Source organism: Streptomyces sp. NPDC059875 (assembly GCF_042731085.1).
Taxonomy (GTDB): domain Bacteria; phylum Actinomycetota; class Actinomycetes; order Streptomycetales; family Streptomycetaceae; genus Streptomyces.
In genome coordinates this window covers 1-26,975 of the sequence record NZ_JBHWJZ010000060.1, presented here as the reverse complement: position 1 = coordinate 26,975, position 26,975 = coordinate 1, and the positions used below count along the sequence as shown (strand labels likewise).

Annotated in this window: 22 protein-coding genes; 9 read left to right on the top strand and 13 right to left on the bottom strand. The window is 72.6% G+C overall.

Annotation, left to right across the window (positions count from 1 at the left end):
• Window positions 1–40 precede the first annotated feature (40 nt).
• From ACFV9D_RS37470 to ACFV9D_RS37440, 7 genes are all read right to left on the bottom strand, one after another.
• Entirely contained in the window at window positions 41–1,603 is a 1,563-nt protein-coding gene (locus ACFV9D_RS37470; protein ID WP_385157082.1) for a GMC family oxidoreductase, read from the bottom strand.
• Window positions 1,600–3,153, bottom strand: coding sequence for an APC family permease (locus ACFV9D_RS37465; RefSeq protein ID WP_385157079.1), 1,554 nt, complete (start codon window positions 3,151–3,153; stop codon window positions 1,600–1,602). The genes ACFV9D_RS37470 and ACFV9D_RS37465 overlap by 4 nt, the downstream gene beginning before the upstream one ends.
• A 29-nt stretch (window positions 3,154–3,182) precedes the next feature.
• Window positions 3,183–4,655 carry an aldehyde dehydrogenase family protein gene (locus tag ACFV9D_RS37460; protein ID WP_385157076.1) on the bottom strand — a complete coding sequence of 491 codons (1,473 nt, stop codon included), beginning with the start codon at window positions 4,653–4,655 and terminating at the stop codon, window positions 3,183–3,185.
• A 95-nt stretch (window positions 4,656–4,750) separates the two neighbouring features.
• The gene (locus tag ACFV9D_RS37455; protein ID WP_385157073.1) at window positions 4,751–5,890 is read right to left on the bottom strand and encodes an aromatic ring-hydroxylating dioxygenase subunit alpha; all 1,140 of its coding nucleotides are present in this window, start codon (window positions 5,888–5,890) and stop codon (window positions 4,751–4,753) included.
• Between the two features lie 9 nt (window positions 5,891–5,899).
• Window positions 5,900–8,335: an FAD-dependent oxidoreductase gene (locus tag ACFV9D_RS37450; protein ID WP_385157071.1), complete on the bottom strand. Its 2,436-nt coding sequence runs from the start codon at window positions 8,333–8,335 to the stop codon at window positions 5,900–5,902.
• 5 nt (window positions 8,336–8,340) lie between these two features.
• The gene (locus tag ACFV9D_RS37445; RefSeq protein ID WP_385157068.1) at window positions 8,341–9,423 is read right to left on the bottom strand and encodes an S-(hydroxymethyl)mycothiol dehydrogenase; all 1,083 of its coding nucleotides are present in this window, start codon (window positions 9,421–9,423) and stop codon (window positions 8,341–8,343) included.
• A 204-nt stretch (window positions 9,424–9,627) separates the two neighbouring features.
• A complete protein-coding gene (locus tag ACFV9D_RS37440; RefSeq protein ID WP_385157065.1) occupies window positions 9,628–10,446 on the bottom strand; it encodes an IclR family transcriptional regulator in 819 nt (272 codons plus the stop codon).
• Window positions 10,447–10,624: 178 nt separating this feature from the next.
• Here ACFV9D_RS37440 and ACFV9D_RS37435 point away from each other — a divergent pair, with 178 nt between their 5' ends.
• Window positions 10,625–10,945: a bifunctional 3-phenylpropionate/cinnamic acid dioxygenase ferredoxin subunit gene (locus ACFV9D_RS37435; RefSeq protein WP_385157062.1), complete on the top strand. Its 321-nt coding sequence runs from the start codon at window positions 10,625–10,627 to the stop codon at window positions 10,943–10,945.
• Window positions 10,942–12,162 (top strand): NAD(P)/FAD-dependent oxidoreductase, encoded by a 1,221-nt coding sequence (locus ACFV9D_RS37430; protein ID WP_385157059.1) that lies wholly within the window; start codon window positions 10,942–10,944, stop codon window positions 12,160–12,162. Before ACFV9D_RS37435 ends, ACFV9D_RS37430 begins: the two co-directional genes overlap by 4 nt.
• Here ACFV9D_RS37430 and ACFV9D_RS37425 read toward each other — a convergent pair.
• Both ACFV9D_RS37425 and ACFV9D_RS37420 read right to left on the bottom strand, forming a co-directional pair.
• Window positions 12,087–12,317, bottom strand: a complete 231-nt coding sequence (locus tag ACFV9D_RS37425; RefSeq protein ID WP_385157056.1) for a hypothetical protein — start codon at window positions 12,315–12,317, stop codon at window positions 12,087–12,089. The genes ACFV9D_RS37430 and ACFV9D_RS37425 overlap by 76 nt on opposite strands.
• Before the next feature lie 49 nt (window positions 12,318–12,366).
• Window positions 12,367–12,912 (bottom strand): EF-hand domain-containing protein, encoded by a 546-nt coding sequence (locus tag ACFV9D_RS37420; RefSeq protein WP_385157053.1) that lies wholly within the window; start codon window positions 12,910–12,912, stop codon window positions 12,367–12,369.
• A 135-nt stretch (window positions 12,913–13,047) separates the two neighbouring features.
• Between ACFV9D_RS37420 and ACFV9D_RS37415 the strand changes: the two genes are divergently transcribed.
• Both ACFV9D_RS37415 and ACFV9D_RS37410 read left to right on the top strand, forming a co-directional pair.
• Window positions 13,048–14,136, top strand: a complete 1,089-nt coding sequence (locus ACFV9D_RS37415; protein ID WP_385157050.1) for a M28 family peptidase — start codon at window positions 13,048–13,050, stop codon at window positions 14,134–14,136.
• 89 nt (window positions 14,137–14,225) lie between these two features.
• A complete protein-coding gene (locus ACFV9D_RS37410) occupies window positions 14,226–14,522 on the top strand; it encodes an antibiotic biosynthesis monooxygenase (RefSeq protein ID WP_385157047.1) in 297 nt (98 codons plus the stop codon).
• Window positions 14,523–14,569: 47 nt separating this feature from the next.
• Here the strand turns inward: ACFV9D_RS37410 and ACFV9D_RS37405 are convergent, their stop codons facing one another.
• Window positions 14,570–15,031 carry an RrF2 family transcriptional regulator gene (locus tag ACFV9D_RS37405; protein ID WP_385157044.1) on the bottom strand — a complete coding sequence of 154 codons (462 nt, stop codon included), beginning with the start codon at window positions 15,029–15,031 and terminating at the stop codon, window positions 14,570–14,572.
• A 150-nt stretch (window positions 15,032–15,181) separates the two neighbouring features.
• On the opposite strand from ACFV9D_RS37405, the gene ACFV9D_RS37400 reads away from it, so the two are divergent.
• Window positions 15,182–17,887: an FAD/NAD(P)-binding protein gene (locus tag ACFV9D_RS37400; RefSeq protein ID WP_385157085.1), complete on the top strand. Its 2,706-nt coding sequence runs from the start codon at window positions 15,182–15,184 to the stop codon at window positions 17,885–17,887.
• A gap of 6 nt (window positions 17,888–17,893) precedes the next feature.
• Here ACFV9D_RS37400 and ACFV9D_RS37395 read toward each other — a convergent pair whose 3' ends face one another.
• Window positions 17,894–19,120 carry a Tm-1-like ATP-binding domain-containing protein gene (locus ACFV9D_RS37395; protein ID WP_385157041.1) on the bottom strand — a complete coding sequence of 409 codons (1,227 nt, stop codon included), beginning with the start codon at window positions 19,118–19,120 and terminating at the stop codon, window positions 17,894–17,896.
• A gap of 119 nt (window positions 19,121–19,239) precedes the next feature.
• Between ACFV9D_RS37395 and ACFV9D_RS37390 the strand changes: the two genes are divergently transcribed.
• From ACFV9D_RS37390 to ACFV9D_RS37380, 3 genes are all read left to right on the top strand, one after another.
• Entirely contained in the window at window positions 19,240–19,818 is a 579-nt protein-coding gene (locus ACFV9D_RS37390) for a Type-2Aa cytolytic delta-endotoxin (RefSeq protein WP_385157038.1), read from the top strand.
• Between the two features lie 85 nt (window positions 19,819–19,903).
• A complete protein-coding gene (locus ACFV9D_RS37385; RefSeq protein WP_385157035.1) occupies window positions 19,904–20,524 on the top strand; it encodes an L-threonylcarbamoyladenylate synthase in 621 nt (206 codons plus the stop codon).
• A 26-nt stretch (window positions 20,525–20,550) separates the two neighbouring features.
• Window positions 20,551–21,171, top strand: a complete 621-nt coding sequence (locus ACFV9D_RS37380) for a DUF4232 domain-containing protein (protein ID WP_385157032.1) — start codon at window positions 20,551–20,553, stop codon at window positions 21,169–21,171.
• Window positions 21,172–21,216: 45 nt separating this feature from the next.
• On the opposite strand, the gene ACFV9D_RS37375 is transcribed toward ACFV9D_RS37380, so the two are convergent.
• Both ACFV9D_RS37375 and ACFV9D_RS37370 read right to left on the bottom strand, forming a co-directional pair.
• Complete coding sequence (locus ACFV9D_RS37375) at window positions 21,217–22,866, bottom strand: FAD-dependent oxidoreductase (protein ID WP_385157029.1); 1,650 nt, start codon at window positions 22,864–22,866, stop codon at window positions 21,217–21,219.
• Window positions 22,867–22,906: 40 nt separating this feature from the next.
• On the bottom strand, window positions 22,907–23,821 hold the full coding sequence (locus ACFV9D_RS37370; protein WP_385157026.1) for a diiron oxygenase: 915 nt from the start codon (window positions 23,819–23,821) through the stop codon (window positions 22,907–22,909).
• Window positions 23,822–24,086: 265 nt separating this feature from the next.
• On the opposite strand from ACFV9D_RS37370, the gene ACFV9D_RS37365 reads away from it, so the two are divergent.
• Window positions 24,087–26,867, top strand: a complete 2,781-nt coding sequence (locus ACFV9D_RS37365) for an alpha/beta hydrolase family protein (RefSeq protein WP_385157023.1) — start codon at window positions 24,087–24,089, stop codon at window positions 26,865–26,867.
• Window positions 26,868–26,975 lie beyond the last annotated feature (108 nt).

The following is a 26,975-nucleotide window of genomic DNA, read 5'->3' as shown; positions in this document are numbered from 1 at the left end:
GACCCGGCAGCACGCCGGGTCGGGCGCCTTCTCACGTCGGTCAGGCGTCCTCGCGGATCAGATCGGCGCACTTCTCGCCGATCATCATGGTCGTGATGCACGGATTGACGGTGACGAGATCCGGCATGACCGAGCCGTCGGCGACCCTCAGCCCCTGCACTCCCTTGACCCGCAGCCGGGCGTCGAGCGGTGCCAGCGCGTCGTCGTCCGCGCCCATCTTCACCGTGCAGGCCGGGTGGTAGACGGTGTTGTGCGTCGTGCGGATGTACTCGAGCAGCTCGTCGTCGGTACGGACGGCGGGCCCCGGCGCGAGTTCGGCGCCCGCCCACCCCGCGAGCGCGGGCTGTTCGGCGATGCGACGCGCGAGCTTCAGCCCGTGCGTCATCACCCGTACGTCGTGCTCGTGCGTGAAGTACCGCGGGTCGACCCGCGGCTTGTCACGGTAGTCACGGGTCCGCAGCCGCACCGTTCCCCGCGACTTGGCACGGGTGACGTTGGGGGTGAGACAGAAGGCGTTCTCCGACGTCGGATAGCCGTACCGGGCCGTGTTCATGTCGAAGGGCACCGACCCGTAGTGGAACATCAGGTCCGGCCGGTCCAGACCCGGCTCGGTGTCGTAGAAGATGCCCGCCTCCCACCACTGGCTGGACGTGGTGGGCATCGGCTGCTTCGCCTCCCACATGATGACGCCCTCGGGATGGTCCTGAAGGTTCTCGCCGACTCCCGCGGAGTCCACCAGGACCTCGACGCCCGTCTCCCGCAGATGCTCCGCGGGGCCGATCCCGGACAGCATCAGCAGCTTCGGCGTGTCGATGGAACCGCACGAGACGATCACCTCACGACGGGCGCGGACCGTCCGGGTGTGGATCAGGTCCGGGTCCAGGTACTCGGCGCCGACACAGCGCCGCCCGTCGAAGACCAGTTTCTTCGCCCGCACCCCGGTGCGTATCTCCAGGTTGGGGCGCTTGCCCATGACCGGATGCAGATAGGCGACCGAGGAGGACTGGCGGATGTTGTTCTCGTCCGAGTTGATCTGGAACCAGTTCGCGCCCCGCACGACCGTCGAGCCCGTGTTGAAGGGGGTCGTCGGGATACCGGCCTGCGTACACGCCTTGAGCAGCGCCTCACCGCACGGGTCCCCGCCCTTGAGCGTGCGGAGCTTCACGGGGCCGGTCCGGCCGTGGTGGTCGCCGGGGGCGTCGTTGTTCTCCAGACGGCGGTACAGCGGGAAGAGGTCCGCCGCGCTCCAGCCCGTACAGCCGGCGCGCGCCCAGTCGTCCAGATCCTCCGCCGGTGCCCAGAAGGCGATGCAGGAGTTGTGCGAGGAGCAGCCGCCCAGCACCTTGGCGCGGGCGTGCCGCATGAAGCTGTTGCCGCTGTCCTGCGGTTCGACCGGGTAGTCCCAGTCGTAGCCGGACTCCAGCAGGCCCATCCACCGCTCCAGCTTGAGCACGTCGTCGTCCCCGACGTCGCTCGGCCCCGCCTCCAGGACACACACCGTCACCGATGGGTCCTCGCTGAGGCGCGCGGCGACGACGTTGCCCGCCGTTCCGCCGCCGACGACGACGTAGTCGAACTCCGCGTTGTCGAACGCTTCGGTCATGAGGGGGAGACCTCCTTCAGTACAGCGGACTCGGGGGGCGTGACGGCGGCGTGTTCCGCCAGTACGCCCGTACGGTGCCGCTGGACGAACCAGTAGTAGGCGAAGCCGCCCAGCGCGATGGCGCCGACGAAGAGGACGGCGCCCCAGCGCAGGTACCAGTGGTACGGGGCGGCGGCGTTGTACACGGCGGCCCGCGGCCAGATGAGGTTGAGCGTCATCGCCCCGCCCCACAGCACGGCCAGGATGTTGACGGGCAGGCCCCAGCGGCCCAGCGAGAACTTCCCCTCGGCGGGCTGCCACCGGCCGCGCAGCCGGGCGACCAGCATCGGCACGGTGACCAGGAGATAGGCGACGTAGATCATCACGATGCCGATGCTGGTGACCACCGTGAAGATCTGCGGCTGGCGGATGTTGACCAGCAGGATGGCCAGCGCGAGGACCCCGATGATCACGGTCGGCAGGATCGGGGTGCCGAACCGGGGGCTGACCTTCGCGAGCCGCGAGGAGCCCGGCAGGTTGTTGTCCCGTGCCATGGCGAAGGCCAGTCGGACCGCCGCCGTGTGCACCGCGAGCGCGCAGACGGTGACCGCGATCAGCACGCAGAAGAGCATCGCCTTGCCTGCCGTCGGACCGAGGACGTCCAGGACGACGTACTGCAGCCCGTCCGTCGACAACTTCTCGCCCCGCAGGCTCGACACGCTCATCAGCGCGAGGATCAGGATGAGCCCGCCCAGGACGAACGAGGCGACGATGGCACGGATGATCGCGCGCGGCGCGTTGCGCGAGGGGTCCAGGGACTCCTCGCCGAGCGAGGCCGCGGTGTCGAAGCCGTACATCACATAGGCCGAGGCGAGCGAGGCGATCAGGAACGCCCCGAAGTAGCCGAAGGACTGACCGTCGCCCGTGCCGGCCGTCTCCGTGACGACCTCCGGGCCGCGGACGACGTTCACCGCGAGAAGCACGATCAGCACGACGGTGGCGATGAGCTCGAGGAACACGCCGGCGGTGTTGATCCGCGCCATCAACTTCACCCCGAAGGCGTTGACGACGGTGGTGAAGAGGATCAGACCGGCGGCGAGGAGCACCGCGTTGGTCGCCACGTCGTACGTCCCCGAGCCGTCCCCGACGAACTGGAAGAACGACGATATCTGAGGGAGCGTCAGCTGGTAGGCGAGGGCCACGGCCGCGATGGACACGACCGAGGCGATGAGCATCATCCAGCCCGCCAGCCATCCGACGTGCGGATTGCCCACCTTCTTCGACCAGTTGTAGATGGAGCCCGCGACCGGGTAGCGGGCCGCGAGCTCCGCGAAGCAGAGCGCGACCATGAACTGCCCGGCGAAGACCATCGGCCAGGACCACCAGTAGGCGGGACCGCCGCTGGCGTAACCGAAGTAGAAGAGCTGGAACGTCCCCGTGAGGATCGAGATGTACGAGATGCCGGCCGCGAAGGTGTGGAAGTTGCCGAGCGTCCGCTTGAGTTCCGGGCGGTAGCCGAACTCGGCGAGCTCGGCGTCGTCGGAGGCCGGGGAGGGTGGTGCGATTGCCATGGTGTGTCTCCTGAACGGTAGAGGTCGCGTCAGGCGAACCAGCCCTGCGGCTCCGGTGAGGTGTTGCGCCAGATGTGCTTCGCCTCGCGGTACTCGGCGAGGCCGGCCGGTCCGAGCTCGCGCCCGGTGCCGGACTGCTTGAACCCGCCCCACTCGGCCTGCGGCACGTAGGGGTGGTAGTCGTTGATCCACACGGTGCCCAGGCGCAGCCGCGCCGCCATGCGGCGGGCCCGAGCCTCGTCGCTCGTCCAGACCGCGCCCGCGAGCCCGTAGATCGTGTCGTTCGCGAGCCGGACCGCCTCGTCCTCGTCGCCGTCGCGGAACCGCTCCACCGTCAGCACGGGGCCGAAGGACTCCTCCCGTACGACCGACATCCCGGCGTCACACCCGTCGAGGACGGTCGGCAGGTAGTAGAAGCCCCGGTCGTACGCGGGCCCTTCGGGCCGGGCGCCGCCGCAGCGCAGCACCGCGCCCTCCGCGATGCCCCGTTCCACATACGCCTCGACCTTGGCGCGATGGGCGGCCGAGACCAGCGGACCGGTCTGCGCACGCTCGTCGAAGGGCCCGCCGAGCCGGATCTCCTCGGCCCGACGCACGACCTCGTCGACGAAACGATCGTGCAGCGAGTCCTCGACGAGGAGCCGCGCGCCCGCCGAACAGACCTGCCCGGAGTGCAGGAACACCGCGGTGAGGGCCATGTCCACGGCCGCCTCGAAGTCGGCGTCCGCGAAGACGATGTTCGGGTTCTTGCCGCCCAGTTCGAGCGCGACCTTCTTCACCGTCCCGGCGGCCGCGGCCATCAGCCGGCGGCCGGTCTGCACCCCGCCGGTGAAGGAGAGCAGGTCGACGTCGGGGTGGTCGGCGAGCGGCGCGCCCGCCTCGGGGCCCGCGCCGAGCACCAGGTTCGCCACGCCGTCCGGCAGCCCGGCCTCCTGCAGCAGGCGCATCAGGTGGATCGCGGTGTGCGGGGTCAGTTCGCTCGGCTTCAGGACGAAGGTGTTGCCCGCGGCGAGCGCCGGGGCGACCTTCCAGGCCGTCTGGAGCAGCGGGTAGTTCCAGGGCGTGATCAGCCCGCACACCCCGACCGGCTCGTAGACGACCCGGCTGTCGACCGTCGGCGTGCCGGTCTCGACGACCCGGCCCGTCTCGGCGGCTGCCGCACGTCCGAAGTAGCGGAAGCAGTTCGCGATGTCGTCCATGTCGTACGCGCTCTCCACCAGCCGCTTGCCGGTGTCGAGGGACTCGGCGCGGGCGAGCGCGTCCTTGTCGCGTACGAGCAGGTCGGCGACGCGCAGCAGCAGGTCACCGCGGTCCGCGGCCGGGGTCGAGGGCCACGGGCCCTCGTCGAAGGCGCGGCGGGCGGCCGCGATGGCTTCGACGGTGTCCTTGCCGCCGGCCTCGTCGACGACGGCCACCAGGCTGCCGTCGGCCGGGCAGCGGATCTCACGGGTGCGCTCGTCGAGCGCGGACCGCCACGCGCCGCCGATGAAGAGTTCGGGCATGCTTCTCGTTCCTCCTGGTCAGCGCCCTACGGAGGGCGCCCTGGCAGCTGGGTGTCTCACCGGACGAACGCGTTCTATGCGGAATGTGACACTGATCACGCCTGGTCGGAGGGGTGGACCCGCAGTTTTCCGAGCAGCCATGCGTGGAAGATCTCGATGTGATGCTCGGTGGGCACCAGGACCCCGCCCGACCGGTAGGCGCGGGAGGCCATCGCGGGCTGGGTGCGTTCGCAGGCGTCGAAGTCCTGCACGTTCACCCGGTGGAACAGCTCCACCGACTTCGAGACATCGGCGCCGGACTCCACGACCTCGGGCGCGTACAGCCAGTCGCACTCGACGACCGTGCGGTCCTCGGCGAGCGGGAACATCCGGTGCAGGATCACATGGTCGGGGACGAGGTTGACGAACACGGTCGGCTTGACGGTGATGGCGTAGTAGCGCCGGTCCTGCTCCTCGGCCACATCGGGCAGTCGGGCGAAACCCTCGCTGCCGTCCACGGTGAAGCCCTTGACCTGCTCGGCGAACTCGGCGCCGTGCCCCACGTAGTACTGGGCCGCGTAGCCTTCCGCGAACTCCGGGAGCACATCCGTGAGTTCGGGATGGATCGTCGCGCAGTGGTAGCACTCCATGAAGTTCTCGACGATCAGCTTCCAGTTCGCCTTCACGTCGTACGTGATCCTCCGCCCGAGCGCGAGACCCTCCGTGCCGTAGCGCTCTATGGAGGCGGCGTCGCCGAGCCGCTCCACGGCAGCGCCGATCACGGTCTCCTCGAAGGACGGCGGCTCGTCGGCCAGGCACACCCACGCGTAGCCCAGCCATTCGCGCAGGTGCACCGTCACCAGGCCGTAGGCGACGCGGTCGACGTCGGGCATCTTCACCAGGTTGGGCGCGGCGATCAGCTTGCCGTCGAGGTCGTACGTCCAGGCGTGGTACGGGCATTGGAGCGAGCGCCGCACCTCGCCGGACTCCTCGGTGCACAGCCGGGCGCCGCGATGCCGGCAGACGTTGAGGAAGGCGCGCAGTTCGCCGCGCCGGTTCCGGGTGATGATCACGCTCTCGCGGCCGACCTGCACCGTGCGGAAGGCACCGGGCTTGTCGAGGTCGGCGCCGCGCACGGCGCAGAACCACATGGATTCGAAGAGCCGCTCCTGCTCCTGCCGGAAGATCTCCGGGTCGGTGTAGAAGTGGCCGGGGAGCGTGGCGATCAGACTCGGGGGCAGCGGCACGGTCGTCATGGCGGACTCCTAACGGCGGATACGGCTCATGTCGGGGTCGAACAGCGGCTCGTCGGCGACGGTGGCCGGGACCTTCTCGCCGATGTACTCGATGTGCACCGCGCTGCCGGAGGCGAGCGGCGGCAGCCAGGCGTACGAGACACAGCGGCCCAGCGTGTAGCCGTAGGACGCACTCGTCACGTACCCGGCCGGCCGGCCGTCGACGTACACCGGCTCCTTGCCGAGGACGACGGCCGCCGGGTCGTCGAGGAGCAGCGGCGTCAGCCTGCGCCGGGGCTCGCCGGCCCGCTCCAGCGCGGCCCGACCGACGAACTCGCCCTTGTCCATCCGGACGGCGAAGCCGACGCCCGCCTCGTACGGGGTGTGCTCGGCTGTCATGTCGTGGCCCCAGGAGCGGTAGCCCTTCTCCAGGCGCAGGCTGTTGAAGGCCGACCGCCCGGCGGCGATCACCCCGTGCTCCTGCCCCGCCTCCCAGAGCGTGTCCCAGAGCCGCAGCCCCAGATCGGCGCCGGTGTACAGCTCCCAGCCGAGCTCACCGACGTAGCTCAGCCGCATCGCCGTCACCGGCACATGACCGAGGTAGGTCTCCTTGGCGCGGAAGTAGCCGAAACCCCGGTGCGAGAAGTCGTCCCGGGTCAGGGGCTGCACCAGCGCACGGGCGAGCGGTCCCCACACCCCGATGCAGCAGGTCCCCGAGGTGATGTCCCGGATGTGCACGTCCGCGGGCGCGTGCCGGAGCAGCCAGTCCTCGTCCGCCCGGCTGTTGGCGCCGATCTGGAAGCGGTCGGCAGCCAGTCGCGCCACGGTGAGGTCCGAGCGGATGCCTCCGCTCTCGTCGAGCAGCAGTGTGTACGTCACGGCGCCCGGCTTCTTGGCCAGGTTGTTCGTGGTCATGCGCTGGAGGAACGCGAGCGCGCCGGGCCCGGTGACCTCCAGCCGGCGCAGCGGGGTCATGTCGTACAGCGCGACCCGCTCGCGGGTCGCCCGGGCCTCGGCGGCGGCGATCGGCGACCAGTGGCGGGCCGACCAGGCGTCCCGCTCCGGCACGGCGATGCCCGCGGCGAGCGGGGCGTTCGCCTCGTACCAGTGCGGACGCTCCCAGCCGCCGCCCTCCAGGAAGTACGCGCCGAGCTCCCGCTGGCGGGCGTGGAAGGGGCTCACCCGCAGCGGGCGCGGCTCCTCCATGGGCTGCAGCGGGTGCAGCACGTCGTAGACCTCGACGAACTGGCGGGCGCCGCGCTCGTGGACGTACGCGGGGGAGCGCTGCGCGTCCTCGAAGCGGGTGAGGTCGCACTCGTGGACGTCGATCGCGGGGCGGCCGTCGACCATCCACTCGGCGACGGCCTTCGTCACCCCGGCCGAGTGCGTGACCCAGACGGCCTCGGCGAGCCAGAAGCCGCGCAGGGAGCGGGCCTCGCCGAGCAGCGGCATCCCGTCCGGGGTGAAGGAGAAGACGCCGTTGAAGCCCTCGTCGATCTCGCTGCCTTCGAGCGCGGGCAGCAGCTCCCGGCAGTCCTCCCAGCTCGGTGCGAAGTCCTCCGGCGTGAAGGGGTACGAGGACGGCATGACCGGGGCCTCGTCGTAGGCCGGGACGGTGAACGGGTCGACGGGCAGCGGCCGGTGGGCGTAGCTCCCGATGCCGATCCGGTCGGTGTGTTCGCGGAAGTACAGGTCGCGGTCCTGGAACCGCAGGATGGGGCGGGACGCCTCGGTGCGAGGGTCGTTCACGCCGGCGAGCTCCGGCAGGGGCCGGGTCTTCGCGTATTGGTGGGCGAGCGGCAGCAGTGGGACGTCGACGCCCGCCATCCGCCCGACGACCGGGCCCCAGAAACCGGCCGCAGACACGACGTGGTCGGCGGGGAAAGCCCCCCGGTCGGTGACGACGGCGGTGACGCGGCCGTCCGCCCGCTCGATGCCGGTGACGGTGTGCCGCTCCAGGAAGCGGGCGCCGCGCGACTCGGCGCGTTCCCGCTGGGCGCGGCAGGCGAGCACGGCGCGGGCCAGGCCGTCGTCCGGGGTGTGGAAGCCGCCGAGGACCTTGCCCTCGTCGAGCAGCGGCCACAGCTCCTTGCAGCGCCGGGCCGAGACCAGTTCCCCGCGGATCCCCCAGGAGGCTGCGTATCCGGCCCTGCGGTGCAGCTCGGCCCAGCGCTCCTCGGTGGTGGCCAGTTCCAGTCCGCCCACCGCGTTGAAGCAGGGGAGCCCGTCGACCTCGAGCGAGCCGAACTTCTCCACGGTGTACTGGGCGAACGCGCTGAGCGTCCTGGACGGGCTGGTCCGGAAGACGAGACCCGGGGCGTGGGAGGTGGAGCCGCCGGGGGCGGGCAGGGGGCCCTGGTCGAGGACCGTGACATCGGTCCAGCCGCGGGCGGTCAGCTCGTCGGCGAGCGAACAGCCCACGATGCCGGCGCCGATGACCACGACACGGGGAGACGCGTGCTCCACGCCCGTCACAGGACCACCACCGAGCGCAGGACCTCGCCGCGGCGCATCTTGGCGAAGGCGTCCTCGACCTCGTCGAGCCCGATCGTCTCGGTGACGAAGGAGTTGAGGTCCAGGAGGCCGTAGAGGTACTGGTCGATCAGGATCGGGAAGTCGCGGCTCGGCAGACAGTCGCCGTACCAGGAGGACTTCAGCGCGCCGCCGCGCGAGAACAGGTCGATCAGCGGCAGGTCGATCCTCATCTCCGGGTCGGGGACCCCCACTTGGACGAGCACCCCGGCGTGGTCACGCATGTAGAAGGCCTGCTTGTACGTCTCCGGTCGGCCGACGGCGTCGATGGCGATGTCCACCCCGAATCCGTCGGTCAGCGCGCGCACGGCCTCGACGGGGTCCGTGCCACGGGAGTTGACCGTGTGGGTGGCGCCGAACTTCTCCGCCTGGTCCAGCTTCCCGTCGTCGATGTCGACGGCGATGACCTTGCGCGCGCCGTTCAGACAGGCACCCGCGATGGCCGCATTGCCGACGCCGCCGCAGCCGATCACGGCGACCGTGTCACCGTTGCCGACCCGCCCGGTGTTCACGGCCGCGCCGTAGCCGGCCATCACCCCACAGCCGATGAGTCCGGCGGCCTCGGGCCGGGCGGCGGGGTCGATCTTCACCGCCTGCCCCGCGGCGACGAGAGTCTTCTCCGCGAAGGCGCCGATCCCCAGCGCGGGCGACAGCGGCTTTCCTTCGAGGGTCATCGGCCGGGTGGCGTTGCGGGAGTCGAAGCAGTACCAGGGGCGGCCGCGGCGACAGGAGCGGCAGGTGCCGCACGGTGCGCGCCAGGCGAGCACGACGTAGTCACCCGGCGCCAGGTCGGTGACGCCCTCTCCCACCGACTCGACGGTGCCGGCCGCCTCGTGGCCGAGCAGGAAGGGGAAGTCGTCGTTGATCGCCCCCTCCCGGTAGTGCAGATCGGTGTGGCAGACCCCGCAGGCCTGGACGGAGACGAGAACCTCGCCGGGCCCGGGGTCGGGGACGAGGATCGTCCGCACCTCCACGGGTGCGCCCTTCTTGACGGCAGCGACGGCACGGACCTCATGCGGCACGATGGGCTCCTCGGTTGTTGCGCAGTGCACGACGGGTTGCACGATGGGGAACATAGTGGGAAGGGCGACAAGGAGCCGTCAAGAGGCCGGAGTTAACGGCGGGCAAAACCCGTCGGCGGCACGGAAACGCCCCCGACACACGACGACGCGGGGCCGGGTCTCCCCGGCCCCGCGTCGTGAAGGGCACCGCTCGAACGGTTCCGGTCAGATGGCGTAACCCATGCGCCGGGACAGCTCGTTCGCCGCGACGACGGTGCGCGCGGCGAGCTCGGGCAGCCGGTCCCGCTCCAGCCGGTAGGCCGGGCCCGAGACGCTGATCGCGCCGATCACCCGGCCGTCGTGCGCCCGCACCGGCGCGGCGACCGCGTGGAGTCCCAGCTCCAACTCCTCGGCGGCGATGGCGAAGCCCTGCCCGTACGCCGCGTCCAGCTCGGCGCGCAGCATCCCCGCGCTCGTCACCGTGTGCTCCGTGAACCGCGGCAGCGCCCGGGCGAGCAGCCCCTCGCGCAGCGTCACCGGCAGATGGGCCAGGAGCACCTTGCCGCTGGAGGTGGCGTGCAGGGGAGTGCGCCGGCCCAGCCAGTTCTGCGCCGTGACCGAGGCGGGTCCGCGGGCCTGCATGATGTTGACGGCGGCGTCGTCGTCCAGGACCGCGATGTTGACCGTCTCACCCAGCTCGTCGGCGAGTTCGCGGCAGACCGGCGCCGCCTCCTGGGAGATGTCCAGTCGCACGGCCGCGGCTCCCGCCAGGCGCAGGATGCCGGCGCCCAGGAAGTACTTGCCGCGGTCCTGCGCCTGGGAGACCAGGCCCCGGTTCTCCAACACGCCGAGCAGTCGGAACGCGGTGGACTTGTGCACGTCCAGCTCGTCGGCGATCTCGGTGACCCCGACCTCGCCGTGCCGGGCCAGGATCTCGAGGACGCTGACGGCGCGGTCCACGGACTGGATCGCCCCCGCCCCTCCTCTGGGGGCCCGCTCCGTCGTCTCCTCGGTCGGTTCGGCCTCTGCACGGTCGCGGGTCATAGCTCAACTCTCGCCATCTTGCGGCCCCTTGGGCGCGCATCTTCGGGAAGCCCTTGACGCGGCGGGCACCCCGACCGGATTCTGTTGCGCATAGCGCTCCCTCACGCGCCATACGCAACATGATGTTACCGAAGCGTCCTGCTGAAGACTCCTGAGACTCCTGGACCGAGGGGGGCCCGTGATTCCCGTCTGCCGCCTTGAAGACCTCCCCGTGGGCGAATCCGTCCGAATCGACACCACCCCGCCGATCGCGGTGTTCAACGCCGACGGCGAGCTGTACGCCATCGACGACACGTGCAGTCATCAGGACGCCTCTCTCTCCGAGGGATGGCTCGAAGGCTGTCTGGTCGAATGCCCGCTCCACGCCGCCTCATTCGACGTTCGTACCGGGCAGCCGACCTGCCTGCCCGCGCGGCGCCCCGTCCGCACCCACCAGGTCGTCGTCGAGGACGGCGTCGTCCACGTCCGGCCGGCCGCGCAGGAGGACACCGCAGCATGAGAACCGTCACCGTGGTCGGCGCCTCGCTCGCGGGCCTGTACGCCGCCCGCGAACTGCGCGCCCAGGGGTACGACGGACGGCTGGTCGTCGTCGGCGAGGAGCGCCACCGCCCCTACGACCGGCCACCGCTGTCCAAGGACTTCCTCACCGGGCGGGCCGACGAGCGGCAACTGGCCCTCTCCGACCCGCAGGAGGAGGCCGACCTCGACGCGGAGTGGCACCTCGGCACCCGAGCCCGAGGCCTCGACGCAGGCGGCCGCGCCCTCCTCCTGGAGAACGGCCGGACCCTCGTCACGGACGGACTCGTCATCGCCACCGGCGCCTCCGCACGCCGCCTGCCGGGGACGGACGGACTCGCCGGGGTCCACACGCTGCGCACCCTGGAGGACGCGCGCGCCCTGCGGGCCGCCCTGAGCCACGGCGTCCGGCGCGTCGTCGTCATCGGCGCCGGATTCATCGGCGCCGAGACCGCCTCCTCCTGCGCCTCGCTCGGTCACGAGGTCACCGTGGTGGAGGCGGCCCCGCTCCCGCTGGTGCCGCAACTCGGCCCCGAGATGGCCGCCGTGTGCGCCGCACTGCACCGGCGCGGCGGCACGGAGCTGATCACCGGTACGGGGGTGGCCCGGCTGCGCGGCCGGGACTCCGTCACTGCCGTGGAGCTCGCCGACGGCCGGACCCTCCCCGCCGACCTGGTCGTCGTCGGCATCGGAGCCGTACCCAACACCGGCTGGCTCGCCGGCTCCACGCTCCCGCTGAGCGACGGCGTCCTCTGCGACGACGGCTGCGTCACCGCCCTGCCGCAGGTCGTGGCCGTGGGCGACGTCGCCCGCGTCGGCGGGCTGCGCGCCGAGCACTGGACCAGCGCGACCGAGCAACCCGCCGTCGCCGTACGCAACCTGCTCGCCGGACGGACGGTGGACACCGCGCGCCCGCTGCCCTACTTCTGGTCGGACCAGTACGGCGCGCGCATCCAGTTCGCGGGGCGACACCGCGAGGGGGACGGGGTGCGGGTGGTCGAAGGGTCCACGGCCGAGGGCGGATTCCTCTGCCTGTACGAGCGCGAGGGCCGCACGACCGGCGTCCTGGCCGTCGACCGCCCGCGCTCCTTCATGCGGGCCCGCAGAGAGTTGGCCCGGGCCGCTCAGCCGGTCGGGCGGCCCCTGCCCTTCCGTGCGGGGCGGGTCGAGTCCTTGGCCCCGGTCTCCGAACCGGGGTAGAGGTGATCGACCTCGGGGCGGAGGTCCAGTATGTCGAGGAACTCCGCGAGCTCGGCCGGGTCGGTCGTCCGGCTCGCGACGACCCGCCGGGCGGCACGGCGGCGCTCGCCGGGGTCCAGCCCCGGCGAACCGTCGTTCTCCTCTGTGAGGTCCATGACGCAGATCCGACCACACGACGGCCCGGCCCGCATCACCCGTCCTCGCTCAGTGGATGCCGAGGAAGATGCCGCCCGGCGTGTTCAGGTCGTCGTTGTGGAGGTGGAAGGCGCGCAGCGACCGGGCGATCTCCCGCTGCGACACGTAGGCGTCGCGGTCCAGATCCAGCCGATCGAAGACGGCCGGACCCTCCTCGTCCGACACGCCCCAGACGGAGAGGTAGGCGGCGAACTCCTCCCTGCTGACCCGCTTGTCACCCTTCGTGTCCATGATGCGGAAGATCGCCGCCGCGAGGTTCTCGAGCAGCTCGGGCCGCTCCGTCTCGTAGCCGACCGCGCGGTGCGCGGCGACGAAGTCGTCCTGGTCCAGCCGCTCCTGCCCGGGCGACGACTGCGTGAGAAGCCCGAGCCACTGGGCCCAGTAGGCCCGGTCCAGGGCCTGGACCCGGGGGTCGTCCGCCGCCAGCCCGTACGCGGCGGCGTACGCCTCGACGATCCGCCGGTGGTCGGACCAGGTGACGAATCCGTCCCCGTCGGTGTCCAGGACGGCGAAGAGCCGCCGAAGCCTACGAGTGATCGGATCGAACGTCGCCATTCTTCCGTGTCCTTCCGGTAGAGACCTGGGTGTGCCGCCCCAGTGTCGTCGCCCGTACGCACCAGGGCACGGCGCAACACCCGTCCGCGGCCCGCGGAGGGCGCGCGGGGCCGTGGCGTGCGTCACCATCGAGTCATGGAACCCGGCCCCGACGTGCCCGCGCTCGTCAGGGAACTGACCCGGCGGGCCGACCCGCGACGCCTGCGGCGCGACGTGGAGTTCCTCGCCGACCGCCCGCGCGGCCGGATCCACGCGCCCGATGCCATGCTCAGGGCCGAGACCCATGTGGCGGACGAGCTCGCCGCGGCCGGCTGGCGCACCGAGCGGCAGCCCTTCGACGTACGGTGGCGCCCGGGCTGCACCGACCGCCCCGGCGGGCCGATGTCCCCCCTCCGGTTCCGCCTGCACCGCCGGCTGACCGGCGCGAACCTGCTGGCCCGGCTGCCGGGCGGGGACGGGCGCAGGGACGAGCGCGGGGACGAGCGCGGGGACGAGCGCGGCGACCGCCGCTGGGACGGGCGCCCCACCGTCCTCGTCGGAGCGCACCTGGACACCGTCGAGGGGAGCCCCGGCGCCGACGACAACGCCTCAGGAGTCGCCGCGCTCCTGGAGATCGCCCGGCTGCTCGGCGGCCTGCCCCGGCCCCCGGCGGTCACCCTCGCCTTCTTCGACATGGAGGAGCTGGGGTTCATCGGCGCCCGGGTCGCGGCCCGGGCCCTGCGCCGCGATGGTCGCGTGACCGGCATGATCTGCCTGGAGTCGGTCGGCTGCTTCACGACCGGCCGGGGATCACAGGCGCTGCCACCGGGGTTCGGCGCCGTCTTCCCCCGCGTGGCCGCCTCCGTACGCACCGCCGGGAGACGGGGTGACTTCACCCTCGTGGTCCATCGCCGCTCGTCGGACCGGGCCGCCGCCCTCTGGCGCCGGGCGGCGGGGGCGGTCGAGCCGCCGATGCCCGTCGTCACGCTGCGCGACCCGCGTCCGGACGGCGTGCCGGGAGCCCTCGCGGGCCTCGTGCTGCCCCCGGTGAACCACCTCGGCCGCAGCGATCACGCCGCCTTCTGGAACGCGCGGATTCCGGCCGTCATGCTCACCGGCACGGCGAACTTCCGGAACCCCCGCTACCACCGGCCGACGGACACCCCGGACACGCTCGACTACGGGCGTCTGACGGCCGTCGCCGTCGCCACGGCCGCCACCGCCGTGTCCTGGCGGCCGGTCTGAGGGCGCCCTCTCGGAGGCGGAAACGGCAGCACGGACCTACGGTGGTCGAAGAGCGCGATCAAGCCGATCCCGTTTCCGAGGAGGCTGCGATGGAGCGGCACTTTGTCTGGGTGACCACGCGCCGCATCAAGCCGGGCACCCTGGAGGAGTTCGAGCGTGCATGGCGCCCGGGCTTCGCTCCCGACGGAATGCGCCGGGCGTTGGCCTACTGGTCCGAGGACGGACAGGAGATCACCGGAGTCTCCATCTGGGACTCGCAGGAGGCGTGCGACGCGTGGCGGTCCTCCGACGCGGAGCGCGAACGGCGCGAGGTGATGGCCCCGTACGTCGTCCAGGAGACCGAGGGCTTCTACCGGGGCGGCGAACTCACCCTGCCCTCGAGGTGACGCCCACGCGGCCGTACGTACGGCGCAGGCGTCACGACCTCGGACGACTACGGATACGTCCGCACGTCGTCGTTGTACTCCCGGGCCCTTTCCCGTACGAGCGCGGGCAGCGTCCCCGCCGCCAGGTCCGCGAGGGTCGTGCCCTCCAGGACCTGGCGCAGACTCGTACGCACCGCCCGCCACACGTCCGGCATGGGCGCGGCGGCGCCCTGGTACTCCAGACCGGTCAGCTTCAGATCGCGCACGCTGACGAGCGGCCCGTCCATCGCGCGGACGACGTCGGCGAGGGTGATCTCCGCGGGGGGTCTGGCGAGGGCATACCCACCGTCCGGGCCGCGCACGCTCCGTACCAGGCGCGCCTGACGCAACTCGCTGAGGACGACGAAGAGAAAGCGGACCGGGATGTCCTGACGGCCCGCGATGTCCTCCGACTTCAGGGGCTGCTCGGGGGAGCAGGCGAGCTCCGCCATGGCCCGGATCGCGTAGTCCGTTCTCGCTGAGATCCTCACCGCCTCAATGTCTCACGGTTGGCGCGAAAGCGATGCGGCGCGGGGTGCGGGCCCTGGGCGGCCTTGTCAGTGCACATTGTTCATCGACATAGTGCACTTCACCGAGCAGCATCCGCCTGGTCCGGAGGTCCCGTCGTGTCCGTGGTGTCCCTGAGGTCCGCTCGTCCGCGCCCGACCGTCGCAGTCGTCGGCGCGGGCGCCGCCGGGGCGCTCGTCGCCGTCCAGCTCTGCGAAGCGGCGGCGCGCCGGCGCACCCCCCTCGACCTGGTCCTCATCGACCCGGCGGCGGAGGCGGGACGCGGAACGGCGTACGCCACCGAGGTCGCCGAGCACCGGCTCAACGTGCCGGTCGGCGGGATGAGCTGCTACCCCGACGACCCCGGCCACTTCCTGCGCTGGCTCTGCCGCCACGGCGAATCCGCCGTCGCCCCCACCGACTTCGCGGCCCGGTACCGCTACGGCTCGTACCTCGCCGACACCCTCGGCCGGGCCATCATCACCGCCCACGGCACGGTCGCCGTGCGCCGCCTGCGCGCGAAGGCGACCCGCTGCACGGACACGGCCGACGGGCGCCTGGAACTCCGGCTCGCCGACGGCGGGACCGTGGCCGCCGACACCGTCGTCCTGGCCACCGGACCCGCCGCCGGCACCGCGGGCTGGGCCACGGACGAGCTGCGCGGCTCCGACCGCTTCATCGCCCGCCCCTGGGCGCCGGGCGCTCTCGACGTGGTGGGCGCGGGCGACGACGTCCTGCTGGTCGGCACCGGGCTGACCGCCATCGACCTCGCGCTCGTCCTCGACCGCCCCGGCCGCACCGTGCACGCCCTCTCCCGCAGCGGCCTGTTGCCCCAGCCCCACGCCGTCGCCCCGCTCCCGCCCGTACCGCCGCCGCCCGGGATCGCGGCGCTTCCGCTCCACCGGCTCCGTACCGAACTGCGGCGCCATCTGGCGGCCTCGATGCGCGACCACGGCGACTGGCGGCCCGCTCTCGACGGGCTGCGCCCCGGCATCGTGGCGCTCTGGCAGGGCCTCACCGACGAGGAGCGGGCCGAGTTCCTCGACCGCGACGCCACCCGGTGGAACGTCCACCGGCACCGGATGGCCCCCACCACCGCCGAGAGCATCGCCCGCGCCCGCGCCGCCCGCCGACTGCGGATCCACGCCGGCCGGATCGCCTCGGCCGCACCGCGGGAGGACGGCCGGCTCGCCGTCGCCCTCGCCGACGGACGGGAACTGACGGTGGGCTGGGTGGTGGACTGCACCGGGCCCGGACTGCGGATGGACGCCGCGGGCGACCCTCTGTGGGGCGGGCTGCTCGCCGACGGTCTTGCGGCCCCCGGACCGCTCGGCATCGGCGTCGCCACCGAAGCGGGCCGACTGCGCGACACCCACGGACGCACCGAGCGGCCGCTGTTCACCCTCGGCTCGTCCCGGCGCGGCGAGCTGTGGGAGACCACCGCGATCCCGGAGATCAGGGCGCAGGCCAGGGACATCGCCGAGGCCGTACTCGCCCCGCTCACCCGCACCCCACAGGCCACCCGCCGCCGTCCCACCGACCAGTTCGGGCTGCCCCTGTCGACCCACGCCGCCGCCGCGGCCTCGTTCCGCGGCGGACTTGCCCGGGTCGTCACCGTACGGGCGAAGGCGGCCGAGGCGTTCGCCCGGGCCACCGAGCTCGACCCCGGCTTCGCGCTCGGTCACGCGGCGCTCGCCCTGCTCGGCCACGAGTGCGGCGCGGACGTCGACGTGGACCGCGAACTCGCCGACGCCCAACGCAGTGTGGCCGAACGGGGCGACGAGCGGGAACGCTCCTTCGTCGACGTCGTCACCCGCCGCGTCCGGGCGCACGGCGGGACCGGCGACGACGGCGGCGAGGACGGCGACCGGGCGCTCGTCGACCACCTCGACCGCTACCCCGGGGATGCCTTCGCCCTCTCCATCGCCGTCCCCACGATCGCCTTCTCCGGCGTCGGGGACCTCGACGGCACGCTGGCCCAGCGGCTGGTGGAGCGCACGGCGCCCGCCTACGACGGCCACTGGTTCCACACCTCGCTCCTCGCCTTCCTCCGCCAGGAACAGGGGCGCATCGACGAAGCGGGCGCCCTCGCCCGGGTGGCCCTGGCCGCCGAACCCGCTTCCGGGCACGCCGTACACGCCCTCGCCCACGTCCACTACGAGTCCGGCGAGCACAAGGTCGGTCGTGACTGGCTCGACGGCTGGATCGGCGGCCAGGGCCGGGGCGCCGTGCACCGGGCCCACTTCTCCTGGCACGTGGCGCTGCACGAACTCGCCCTGGACGACGCCGAGGCCGTACGCCGCCGCTGGTTCGCCCAGCTCGCGCCCCGCCAGGTGAACGGCGTACGGGCGCTCGTCGACTCCGGCTCACTCCTGTGGCGGGCCACGATGGCGCGGAACTGGACGGGGCGCGTCCCCGTCGACGGCGTCCTCGACGCCGTCGCCCGGGACCTGGTCGAGCGGCCCGCGACCGCGTTCACCGCCCTGCACAGCGCGGTCGCCCTGACCGCCGCGGGCGATCTGCCCGCGCTCCGGCGGCTGCGCACCCACGCCGCCGGAGCCGACGCCGTGCAGCGCGAGGTCATCGCGCCGCTGTGTGGCGCGCTGGAGGCGGTCCTGGAGGAGCAGTGGACCACCGCGGTCGAGGGACTGCGTGGCCTGCTGCCCACCCTGCGCCGCGTGGGCGGCAGCGCCGCGCAGCGCGAGGTCGTCGAGGAGACCCTGCTGTACGCGCTGATGGAGGCGGGTCACAGCGACGCCGCCCGCCACCTCCTCGAACAGCGGCTCGACCGCCGCGCCTCCCCTCTCGACCGCCGACGCCTGGCCGACCTGCCCGGGTGAGGGGCGTCAATCACCCTCGATCAGGCGGTGCAGCAGGTCCGCGGCGGCGCGACCGAACGACGGGTCGTTGAGGTGGGTGTCGACCTCCACCACATCGACCGCGCTGCCGCGCAGCCCGTCCCGGACGGCGGTGAACAGCGCCTCGTCCACCGCCGGGTCGTGGTACGGCCCTCCCGGCGCCCCGAGGGTGGAGAGACCGCGCAGCGGCAGACAGACGGTCGTGGGTCCTGTCGCGGACCGCAGCTTCGCCGCGACGCGCGCGCCGAGCTCCGTACACTCCTCGGCCGTCGTCCGCACGACCGATATCGATGGGTTGTGCACCCGCACATCGCGGTCCAGGACGCGCTCGGGGACCGTGTCGAGCGGCCCGAACTTCACCAGGTCCAGTGCTCCGGGGCTCACCACCTGCGGAAGGCCCGCACGCCCTGCGGCGAGCAACCGGTCGGGTCCCGCGGTCAGGATGCCCCCGAAGAGGTCGTCCGCGAGTTCGCAGAGCGTCAGATCCAGGACGCCCGCGAAGAGCCGCTGCTCCGCCAGCGATTCGAGCGTCCGCCCGCCGGCCCCACTCGCATGGAAGACCAGCACCTCGTAGCCCAGCTCGGTCAGCCGCTCGCGCGCCGCGTCGACGCCCGGGGTCGTCACCCCCGCCATGCTCGCCCCTATCAGGGGCCTGCCGTCCTCGGCCACCGGCGGCCGCACGGCCGCGAACCCCCGGGCCATCCCGGCGACGGCGTCGACCGCGTTCGCCAGTATCGGGGCCGACACCCTGTTGACCCCGGCGATATCGACCACGCTGTACATCATCGTGATGTCCGCGGAGCCGACGTACGGCGCCACATCACCCGAGGCCATCGAGGAGACCATCACCTTCGGCACCCCGAGCGGCAGTTCCCGCATCGCGCGCGTCGCGATCGACGTGCCGCCGCTGCCACCGAGGGCGAGCACCCCGTGGAGCCTGCCCCGCGCGTGCAACCCCCGCACGATCTCCGCCGCGCCGCGGGCCATCGCCGTGACCGCCGCGCCGCGGTCCCCCTCGCTCCGTAACCTCTCCAGATCCGTACCCGCGGCCCGGGCCACCTCGGCCCGCGGGACGTCGGCGGGTATCCGCGCCGTCCCGATCACCCCCGTGTCGACCACGATGACCTCGACACCGCGGCTCAACAGCCGTTCGCGCAGCCATCCGTACTCGAGACCCTTGGTGTCCAGCGTGCCCACCAGCACAACGATCGCCATCCCCGTACTGTCCGGCGAAGTCGACAGAGCGACAAGAGTGTGGCTGCCCGACGCCACGGCCCGCGACGCCGGACGGCATACTGACCCCTCTTCGTCACCACGACGCATCAGGAGGAGTCATGACCGCCAGTTTCAAGACCGTGATCGAGGTGGGTCCGGACCATCTCGACCAGGCCCGGGCCATCGACCGGCTGTTCCAGGAGGCGATCGCGCCGGCCACCGTCAACTTCGATTTCGAGAACATCCATCAGGCCGCCGCCGCGATCCCCGACAGCGAGGTCGTGAAGATGGTCCGCGGCTGGGGACTCCAGGAGCACGCCCCGGTCATGGTCATGGTGCTCTCCCTCAAGGAGGCCGTGCGCCAGGCGCTGCCCGGCGAGTTCGCCGACGCCTCGTTCTGGGACACCGTCGAGCTGGAGCTCGCCGGCGCGTTCACCGGCCTCGCCGCACAGGAGGGCGAGCCGGGGCTCTCGTACTACGAGGAGGGCCCGGACCGCACCCGTTACTACCGGGACGTCTTCTTCGCCCTGCAGGACGAGGAGACCGGCGACCACATGTACGCGATCGCCTTCTGCATCGACGTGACCGTCGGCCTGGAGAAGGTGAGGGCCGCCGCCCTGGAGATCGGGGACATCGCGCCCTACACGATCCGGCTCAACGCGATCGTCCTGCGCCAGGAGCTGCGCCTCGCGGCCTGACGGGCCCGACGCTCGCCCGAACGTGCGGTGACCCGCACCGGCCCGCCGTCCCGGGCCGACCCCGCCGGGAACCTAGACTGCCCGCATGGCGAAGTACTTCGACGTGCACCCCGAGAACCCTCAGCGGCGCACCATCAGCAGCGTGGCCGACAGCATCCGCTCCGGCGCGCTCGTCGCATACCCCACGGACTCCTGCTACGCCCTGGGATGCCGACTCGGCAGCCGCGACGGCATCGGCCGGATCCGCTCGATCCGCGAGCTCGACGACCGCCACCACTTCACCCTGGTGTGCCAGAACTTCGCGCAGCTCGGCCAGTTCGTACACATCGACAACGATGTGTTCCGCGCGATCAAGGCTGCCACACCCGGCAGTTACACCTTCATCCTCCCGGCGACGAAGGAGGTGCCCCGGCAGATGCAGCACCCGAAGAAGAAGACGGTCGGTGTCCGCATCCCCGACCACGCCGTCACCCAGGCCCTCCTCGCCGAACTCGGCGAACCGCTCCTGTCCAGCACGCTGCTCCTGCCCGGCGAGGACGAGCCGCTGACCCAGGGCTGGGAGATCAAGGAACGGCTCGACCACCTGGTGGACGCCGTGGTCGACTCGGGGGACTGCGGCACGGAGCCGACGACGGTCGTCGACTTCTCCGGCGGCGAGGCCGAGATCGTACGGCGCGGGGCGGGCGACACCACGCGGTTCGAGTGACCGACCCCGCGTGTGATGATCGGCGCATGACCGTCATACGTATGAGGCACGTGCTGATCCCGGCCGCCGTGGCGGTCCTGACGACCGGGTGCGGCCTGGCGGCCGAACTCGACCGCGAGGCGAATCCCGAACGGACGACGGCGCGACCGACGTCCCGGCCCTCGATGGCGGGACCGCCGCCGAGGGTGGAGACGCCCGCTCCCACGGCCCCGCAGGGCTGCCCGGCCATCGGCCTCACGGTGTCGACCGGCATGGTGAACGCCGCCATGGGCCTGCGCGCCATGCCCGTGACGCTCACCAACTGCGGAGCGCGCGAGCAGCGGTTGAACGGCTATCCGGACGTACGGGTACGGGACGTGAACCGCGAGCGCATGGACGTCACGGTCCTCAAGGGCCCGGGCCCGATCACCACGCTCGACGACCCGGGTCCGCATCCGGTGACGCTGAACCCCGGGGAGTCCGCGCGCAGTGTCTTCGTCTGGCGCTACTCGGCCGTCGACGCGGCGACCCAGCGGGGGAGCGGCGTGTACGTGGAGATCGGCCCCGCCGCCGGGGCGGACCGGCAGACGGTCGAGCCGGACGGCGGCCTGGACGTCGGTGAGACGGGCCTGCTCGGCACGACGGCGTGGCAGAAGGTCGTGGACTGAGCGGGCCCTGTTCGTACGGTCACCGGCCCCGCCGCGCCCGTACGGTCATCGGCCGAGGCGCAGGCGGCCTCCCTTCGCCGCCGCGACCAGCTCGGGCACGGTGCCGAGTTTGACGCGCGGCCGGCCGGCCGCGCGGCCCCGCGCCAGCTCGGCCCGGTCGATGGCGGCGAGCCCGCGGGCGTCGACGACGTGGCGGCCGCGACGGCGTACGAGACGCTCGAACTCCTTGCCCGTACCCGACGGTGCGGGCAGAGCGCCCGCGACGGCGTCGGCCAGGAGTGTGCCGATCGTCTCGGCGGCGCAGGTGCGGTTGGCCCCGATGCCACCCGAGGGGCCGCGCTTGATCCAGCCGACGACGTACGAGCCGGGCAGCCCCGCCACCCGGCCGGCCTCGTGCGGCACGGTGCCGGTCGCCTCGTCGAAGGGCAGCCCCGGCACCGCCACCCCGCGGTAGCCGACCGCCCGCAGCACCAGGCCGGCCGGGATCTCCCGCTCCCGCGGACCCTCCGTCACCCGCGCGCCCCGCACGGTGTCGTCGCCGAGCACGGCGACCGGAGCGGAGTGGAACCGGAGGACGATCCGCCGCTCCGTCGCCGGTGGACCCGACCAGTCCACTGTCTCCCGGGCCACGCCCCGGAGCAGCCCGGCCTTGTCGTGCGGCCCCGCGTCCTCGATTGCCGCACCGGTTCGCGGATCGTGGTCGTCGACGACCAGCCGCACATCGGGAAGACGGGTGAGCGCGCGCAGTTCGGACGCGGTGTACGCGGCGTCCTCGGGGCCGCGCCGTCCGAGCAGGACCACCTCGCGCACCTTCGAGGCGCGCAGCGCCGCGAGCGCGTGGTCGGCGATGTCGGTGCCGGCCAGCGACTCCGGATCCATGACGAGAATGCGCGCGACATCGAGGGCGACGTTCCCGTTGCCGATCACGACGACCCGCTCGGCGGAGAGGTCGATGGTGTCCTGCGCGGCCTCGGGGTGGGCGTTGTACCAGGACACGAACGCCGTCGCCGAGATGCTGCCCGCCAGGTCCTCGCCCGGGATGCCGAGTCGGCGGTCGGCGGAGGCGCCCACGGCGTAGACGACCGCGTCGTGGTGCGCGGCGAGCTCCTCGACGGTGATGTCCGTGCCGACCTCGACACCCAGCCGCATCCGCACCCGTGGGTGACGGTGGAAGCGGGCGAAGGTCTCGCCCACCTTCTTCGTCGAAGGGTGGTCCGGGGCCACGCCGTACCGGACGAGGCCGCCGGCCACCGGCAGCCGGTCGACCAGGGTCACCTCGGCGTTGGTGTGCAGGAGCAGATCCTCGGCGGCGTACATCCCGGCCGGGCCGGTGCCGACGACCGCGACCCGGAGGGGTGCGAAGTCGGACGGCAGGCTGCGGTCGAAGGTCGGTGCGCCCCAGGCGTGGAAGTTCGGCCCCGTGGCAGCCGGTTCGGGTTCCCGGTCGGCGAAGTAGGCGGCGTTGACGGCCGCGTAACCCCGCTGCGCCGGGGAGAGGCTGTCCACCGGGAAGATCGCGTCGACGGGGCAGGCGTCGGCGCAGGCACCGCAGTCGATGCAGGACGTGGGGTCGATGTGGAGCATCTCCGTGCTGCCGAACGCCCGCTCCTCCGGCGTCGGGTGGATGCAGTTGACGGGGCAGACGGCGACGCAGGTGGCGTCGCTGCAGCACGTCTGGGTGATGGCGTAGGTCATGTCGTCGGCTCAGCTCACGTCGGCAGGTCGGGCGGCGGGGTCAGATCAGGTGGGCGCGCTTGTAGAAGAAGAGCGCCGGCCGGGTGAGGAGGCGGGCCGAGGCCAGGAACTCCATGAGGCCCGAACAGCTGGACCGCATCAGCGACTTGTGGTGCTCGTTCGCCCGCGCCTCGGGGACGGCCCGCCGCGTGTCGAGCCCGGCGTTCGCGTAGACGTCGCGGTTCACCATGCTGGTGACGATCACGTACGAGGCGATCGCGATGACGAGCGCGTTGAGCTGTCGGCGCAGCGGGCCTGCGTGCCGCAGCCGCTTGCGGGTCTCGTCGCGGGCGAACTTCATGTGCCGCGACTCCTCCACGACATGGATGTTGTTGATGGTCCGGACGAAGGGCACGACCCGCTCGTCCCGCATCCAGTCCCGCTGCATGACGTCGAGGACCTCCTCGGCGACCAGGATCGCCGCATAGGCCGCCTCGCCGAAGGCGAGCGTCTTGAAGGCGCGGCCCAGTTCGACCGCCGTCCGCCGGGGGCGGTAGGCGGGGGCGCCCAGCTTCGCGGCGCCGCGGGCGAACATGATCGAGTGACGGCACTCGTCGGCGATCTCGGTGAGCGCCCACTGGAACCGCGGGGAGGTCGGGTCCTTGGCGTAGATGTCCCGCAGCACCATCTGCTGCAGGATCATCTCGAACCAGATCCCCGTACTGGCCACCGACGCGGCCTCCTGCCGCGTCAGCTCCTTGCGCTGGGCATCGGTCAGTTCGTTCCAGTACGCCGTGCCGTAGAGCGTGCTCCACTCGGGGCTCGCGCCGTGGAAGTCCCTGTCCAGCGGGGTGTCCCAGTCCACCTCGACGACCGGGTCGTACGACAGCTTCGCGGCCGATTCGAGCAGCCGCCGGGCGACGTCCTGCTCGGCGCTCCGGTCCTGGCTCTCCGGCCGGGCGGTGCTGCTTGCCATGGTGCGGCTCCTTGAATCGAGAGGGATCGACGCCACCCATGCTTGTTAGACGCGGCGTCTAGCAAGCTGTTAGACGGAACGTATAACAAGCGCCCTGTGCGGGCCTAGCCCCGTGCGGCGAATTCCACGCGATCTCTCCACGCCCGCCCGTTCTCGCGCCCTCCATGAGGCAACCCACGGCCGCCAGTTGCCGTCCTCCGGTGACGAGAGAGGCACCCGGGTCTCCCGAGGTGCCCCGACGAGACCGAGGGTGAGGAAGTCCGCTTTGATACGTGTCACACGCGCGGTGACCACGGCCGTGGCGTTACTCGCGCTGGCCGCGGCGCCCGGGCCGGCGTACGCCCAACCAGGACCCGGCCCCGCGCCGCAGGCGCCGCAGCGGGGAGAGGACGGCGACCTCCCGGAGGGCTGGCGGTTCACCGGCAGCGGCGCCGACCGGGAACTGGTCTGGACGCCCCCCGTCCCCGTGCCGATGGGGGACGCCAGGATCGAGTTCTACGCCGGGAACCGGCTGCTCGGCCGCCCGACGGCGGCACCGGACGGGCGCGCGTACCGGCTCGAGGCCGACGGCCTGCGGATCGGTGCGCCGACCGCGCTGAGAGCGCTGGCCGGCGGTCGCCGACTGGACGCGGGCGCGCCCGCCGCGGCCTCCCCGGACGCCCGGCTGCGCCCCTCGACCCCGAGAGGGGAAGCCCCGCTCCCGGCGAACGCGGTCGACCCCGGAGTGCCCGGCGGCTTCCGTACCGTCAGCGGCGAATACGCCCTGAAATCCGTACGGTTGCCCGGATACCCGGAACCGATCGAGATGCGCGCCACGGTCGTGGGCCCCGCCGACGCACCGGGGAAACGTCCGCTCGCACTGTTCCTGCACGGCCGGCACGCCACCTGCTACGGCCCCGACGAGGAGATGACCGGCTCCTGGCCCTGCGGGCCCGGCACGCGACCCATCCCGAGCCACCGGGGCTATCTCCGCGCCCAGCAACTCCTCGCCTCCCAGGGCTACGTGACGGTCTCGATCTCCGCCAACGGCATCAACGCACAGGACCACAGCGCCGACGACGCCGGTGCGCAGGCCCGCTCCTCCCTGGTACGCCAGCACCTGGCCCGCTGGGCGGACTGGGCCGCGAACCGGGCCGGCGCGCCGGCCGCCGTACGCGCATCCGCACCCGCCGACCTGTCCCGCGTCCTGCTGGTCGGCCACTCCCGCGGCGGTGAGGGCGTCAACCGGGCCGCGCTCGACAGCCTCCACAGGCCGCCCGCCGACCAGGACGGGTACCGGGGGCCGGTGCGCTGGACCATCCGCGGCAACGTCCTCATCGGCCCCACCATCTTCGGGCAGAACCCCGCCCCCGACGTGCCCTCGACGACGATCCTGCCCGGCTGCGACGGCGACGTGTCCGACCTGCAGGGGCAGATCTACGTCGACGGCACGCGCGGCGTCAGCCGCGGCTCCGCGCTGCAGAGCGCGGTGTACATGGTCGGGGCCAACCACAACTTCTTCAACAGCGAGTGGACCCCGGGCCAGGCGGAGGCCCCGGCCTTCGACGACTTCTCCACCGAAGACCCGGACCCGGTGTGCTCGCCGGGGACGAGCACCCGGCTGACCGCCACCCAGCAGCAGACCGCGGGCGCCACGTACATCGCGGCGGCGGCCCGGCTGTTCGTCGCCGGCGACGACCGCGTACGCCCGCTGCTCGACGGCTCCGGCCGGCGCGCGCCCTCGGCCGGCCCCGCGCGCGTCCTCACCCACGCCGTCGGCGCGCACCGCACCCCGGCGTTCCTGCCCGGACCGTCCGTCACCGTCTCCGGCGGCCGGCTCTGCGCCCAGGTCGACCCCGACCCGGCCCGCGCCTGCCTTCCGCAGGACACGGTCGGGCAGTCGCCGCACTTCGCCTCCTGGGAGACCTCGCCGGAGCCCGGCCGTGACGCGGTCGCACTGCGCTGGTCGAGCGCCGGGTCCAAGGTCGCGGTGCGCTCGGCGCGCCCGGTCTCCCTGGCGGGTTCCGAAGCCCTGGCCCTCCGGGTGATCGTCCCGCCCGGCACCACCGGTACGCGCCTCGACGTCGCCCTCGTCGACGCCGCCGGCCGCCGCGCCCAGCTCGGCCGGGTCGGCGTCGACGGGCTGCCCGGCAGCGAGCGGACCGCCTCGTACTGGGGCCGCGAGCTCCGCGTGCCGCTGTCCGCCGCCGCCCGGTCCGGCCTCGACCTGAAGCGGGTCACGGCCCTCGAACTGACTCCGCGGAGCGGCTCCGGGCAGGCGTGGCTGATGGACGCCTGGGGCTGGCGCCCCGGCACTCCGGCGGTGCGCCCGGCCGCGCTGCCGCGCGTCGACATCGGCCGGCTGACCGTGGCGGAGGGGAACTCCGGGGTCCGGACGTACCGCGTTCCCGTCCGTGTCTCCGGCAAGGGCAGCGGCCAGGTCCGCGTGTTCGTCGCCGCGCCGGACACCGATGAGGTCTCGTACCGCACGGTGACGGTCCGCCCCGGCAGCACGGCCATCGACGTACCGGTCCAGGTGCGCGGCAACACCCGATACGGTTACGACAGGTCGCACGAGGTGTTCGTCAAGGCGGTCCGGGGCGCCGTCGTCGGCTCCCACCGCGGCGGGGTGACCGCGACCAACGACGACGCCATGCCGACCGTCACCATGACGCCGGTCGCCGCCGACGTCACCGAGGGCAAGCCGCTGACCTGGCGGGCCACGCTCTCCGCGGCCGCTGATGCCGACGTCTACGCCACGCTCGCCATCCTGCCGGTCACCGGCGGCGCCGAGTTGTCCACGGCGGACGTGGAGCGGGGCTGGCTGGAGGAGAACTTCGGCCACGTTCCGGATCCGGCCCTGCCCCTGTCGAAGGTCTGGGAGGAGCCGTATCTCGGGGTGAACGTGCCCGCCGGGCAGCTGAGCGCCGAAGTGACGGTACCCACCGTCACGGACGGCGTCGGCGAGCCGAACGAGGTCGTACGGCTGCAGCTGGTCACCTGGGACGACGCAGGGGAGCAGCAACCGGGCCCGGAGTTCACCGGCACGGTGCGGGACGCCTCGTAACGCGTCCCCGTACCGACGGCGCGGGCCCCCCCCCCCCCGCGCGGGGGGGTGGGGGAGGGGCGAGCGGATGTGCGCGCCCCCCGCGTCGGATGGGTGGTGGTTGAAGAT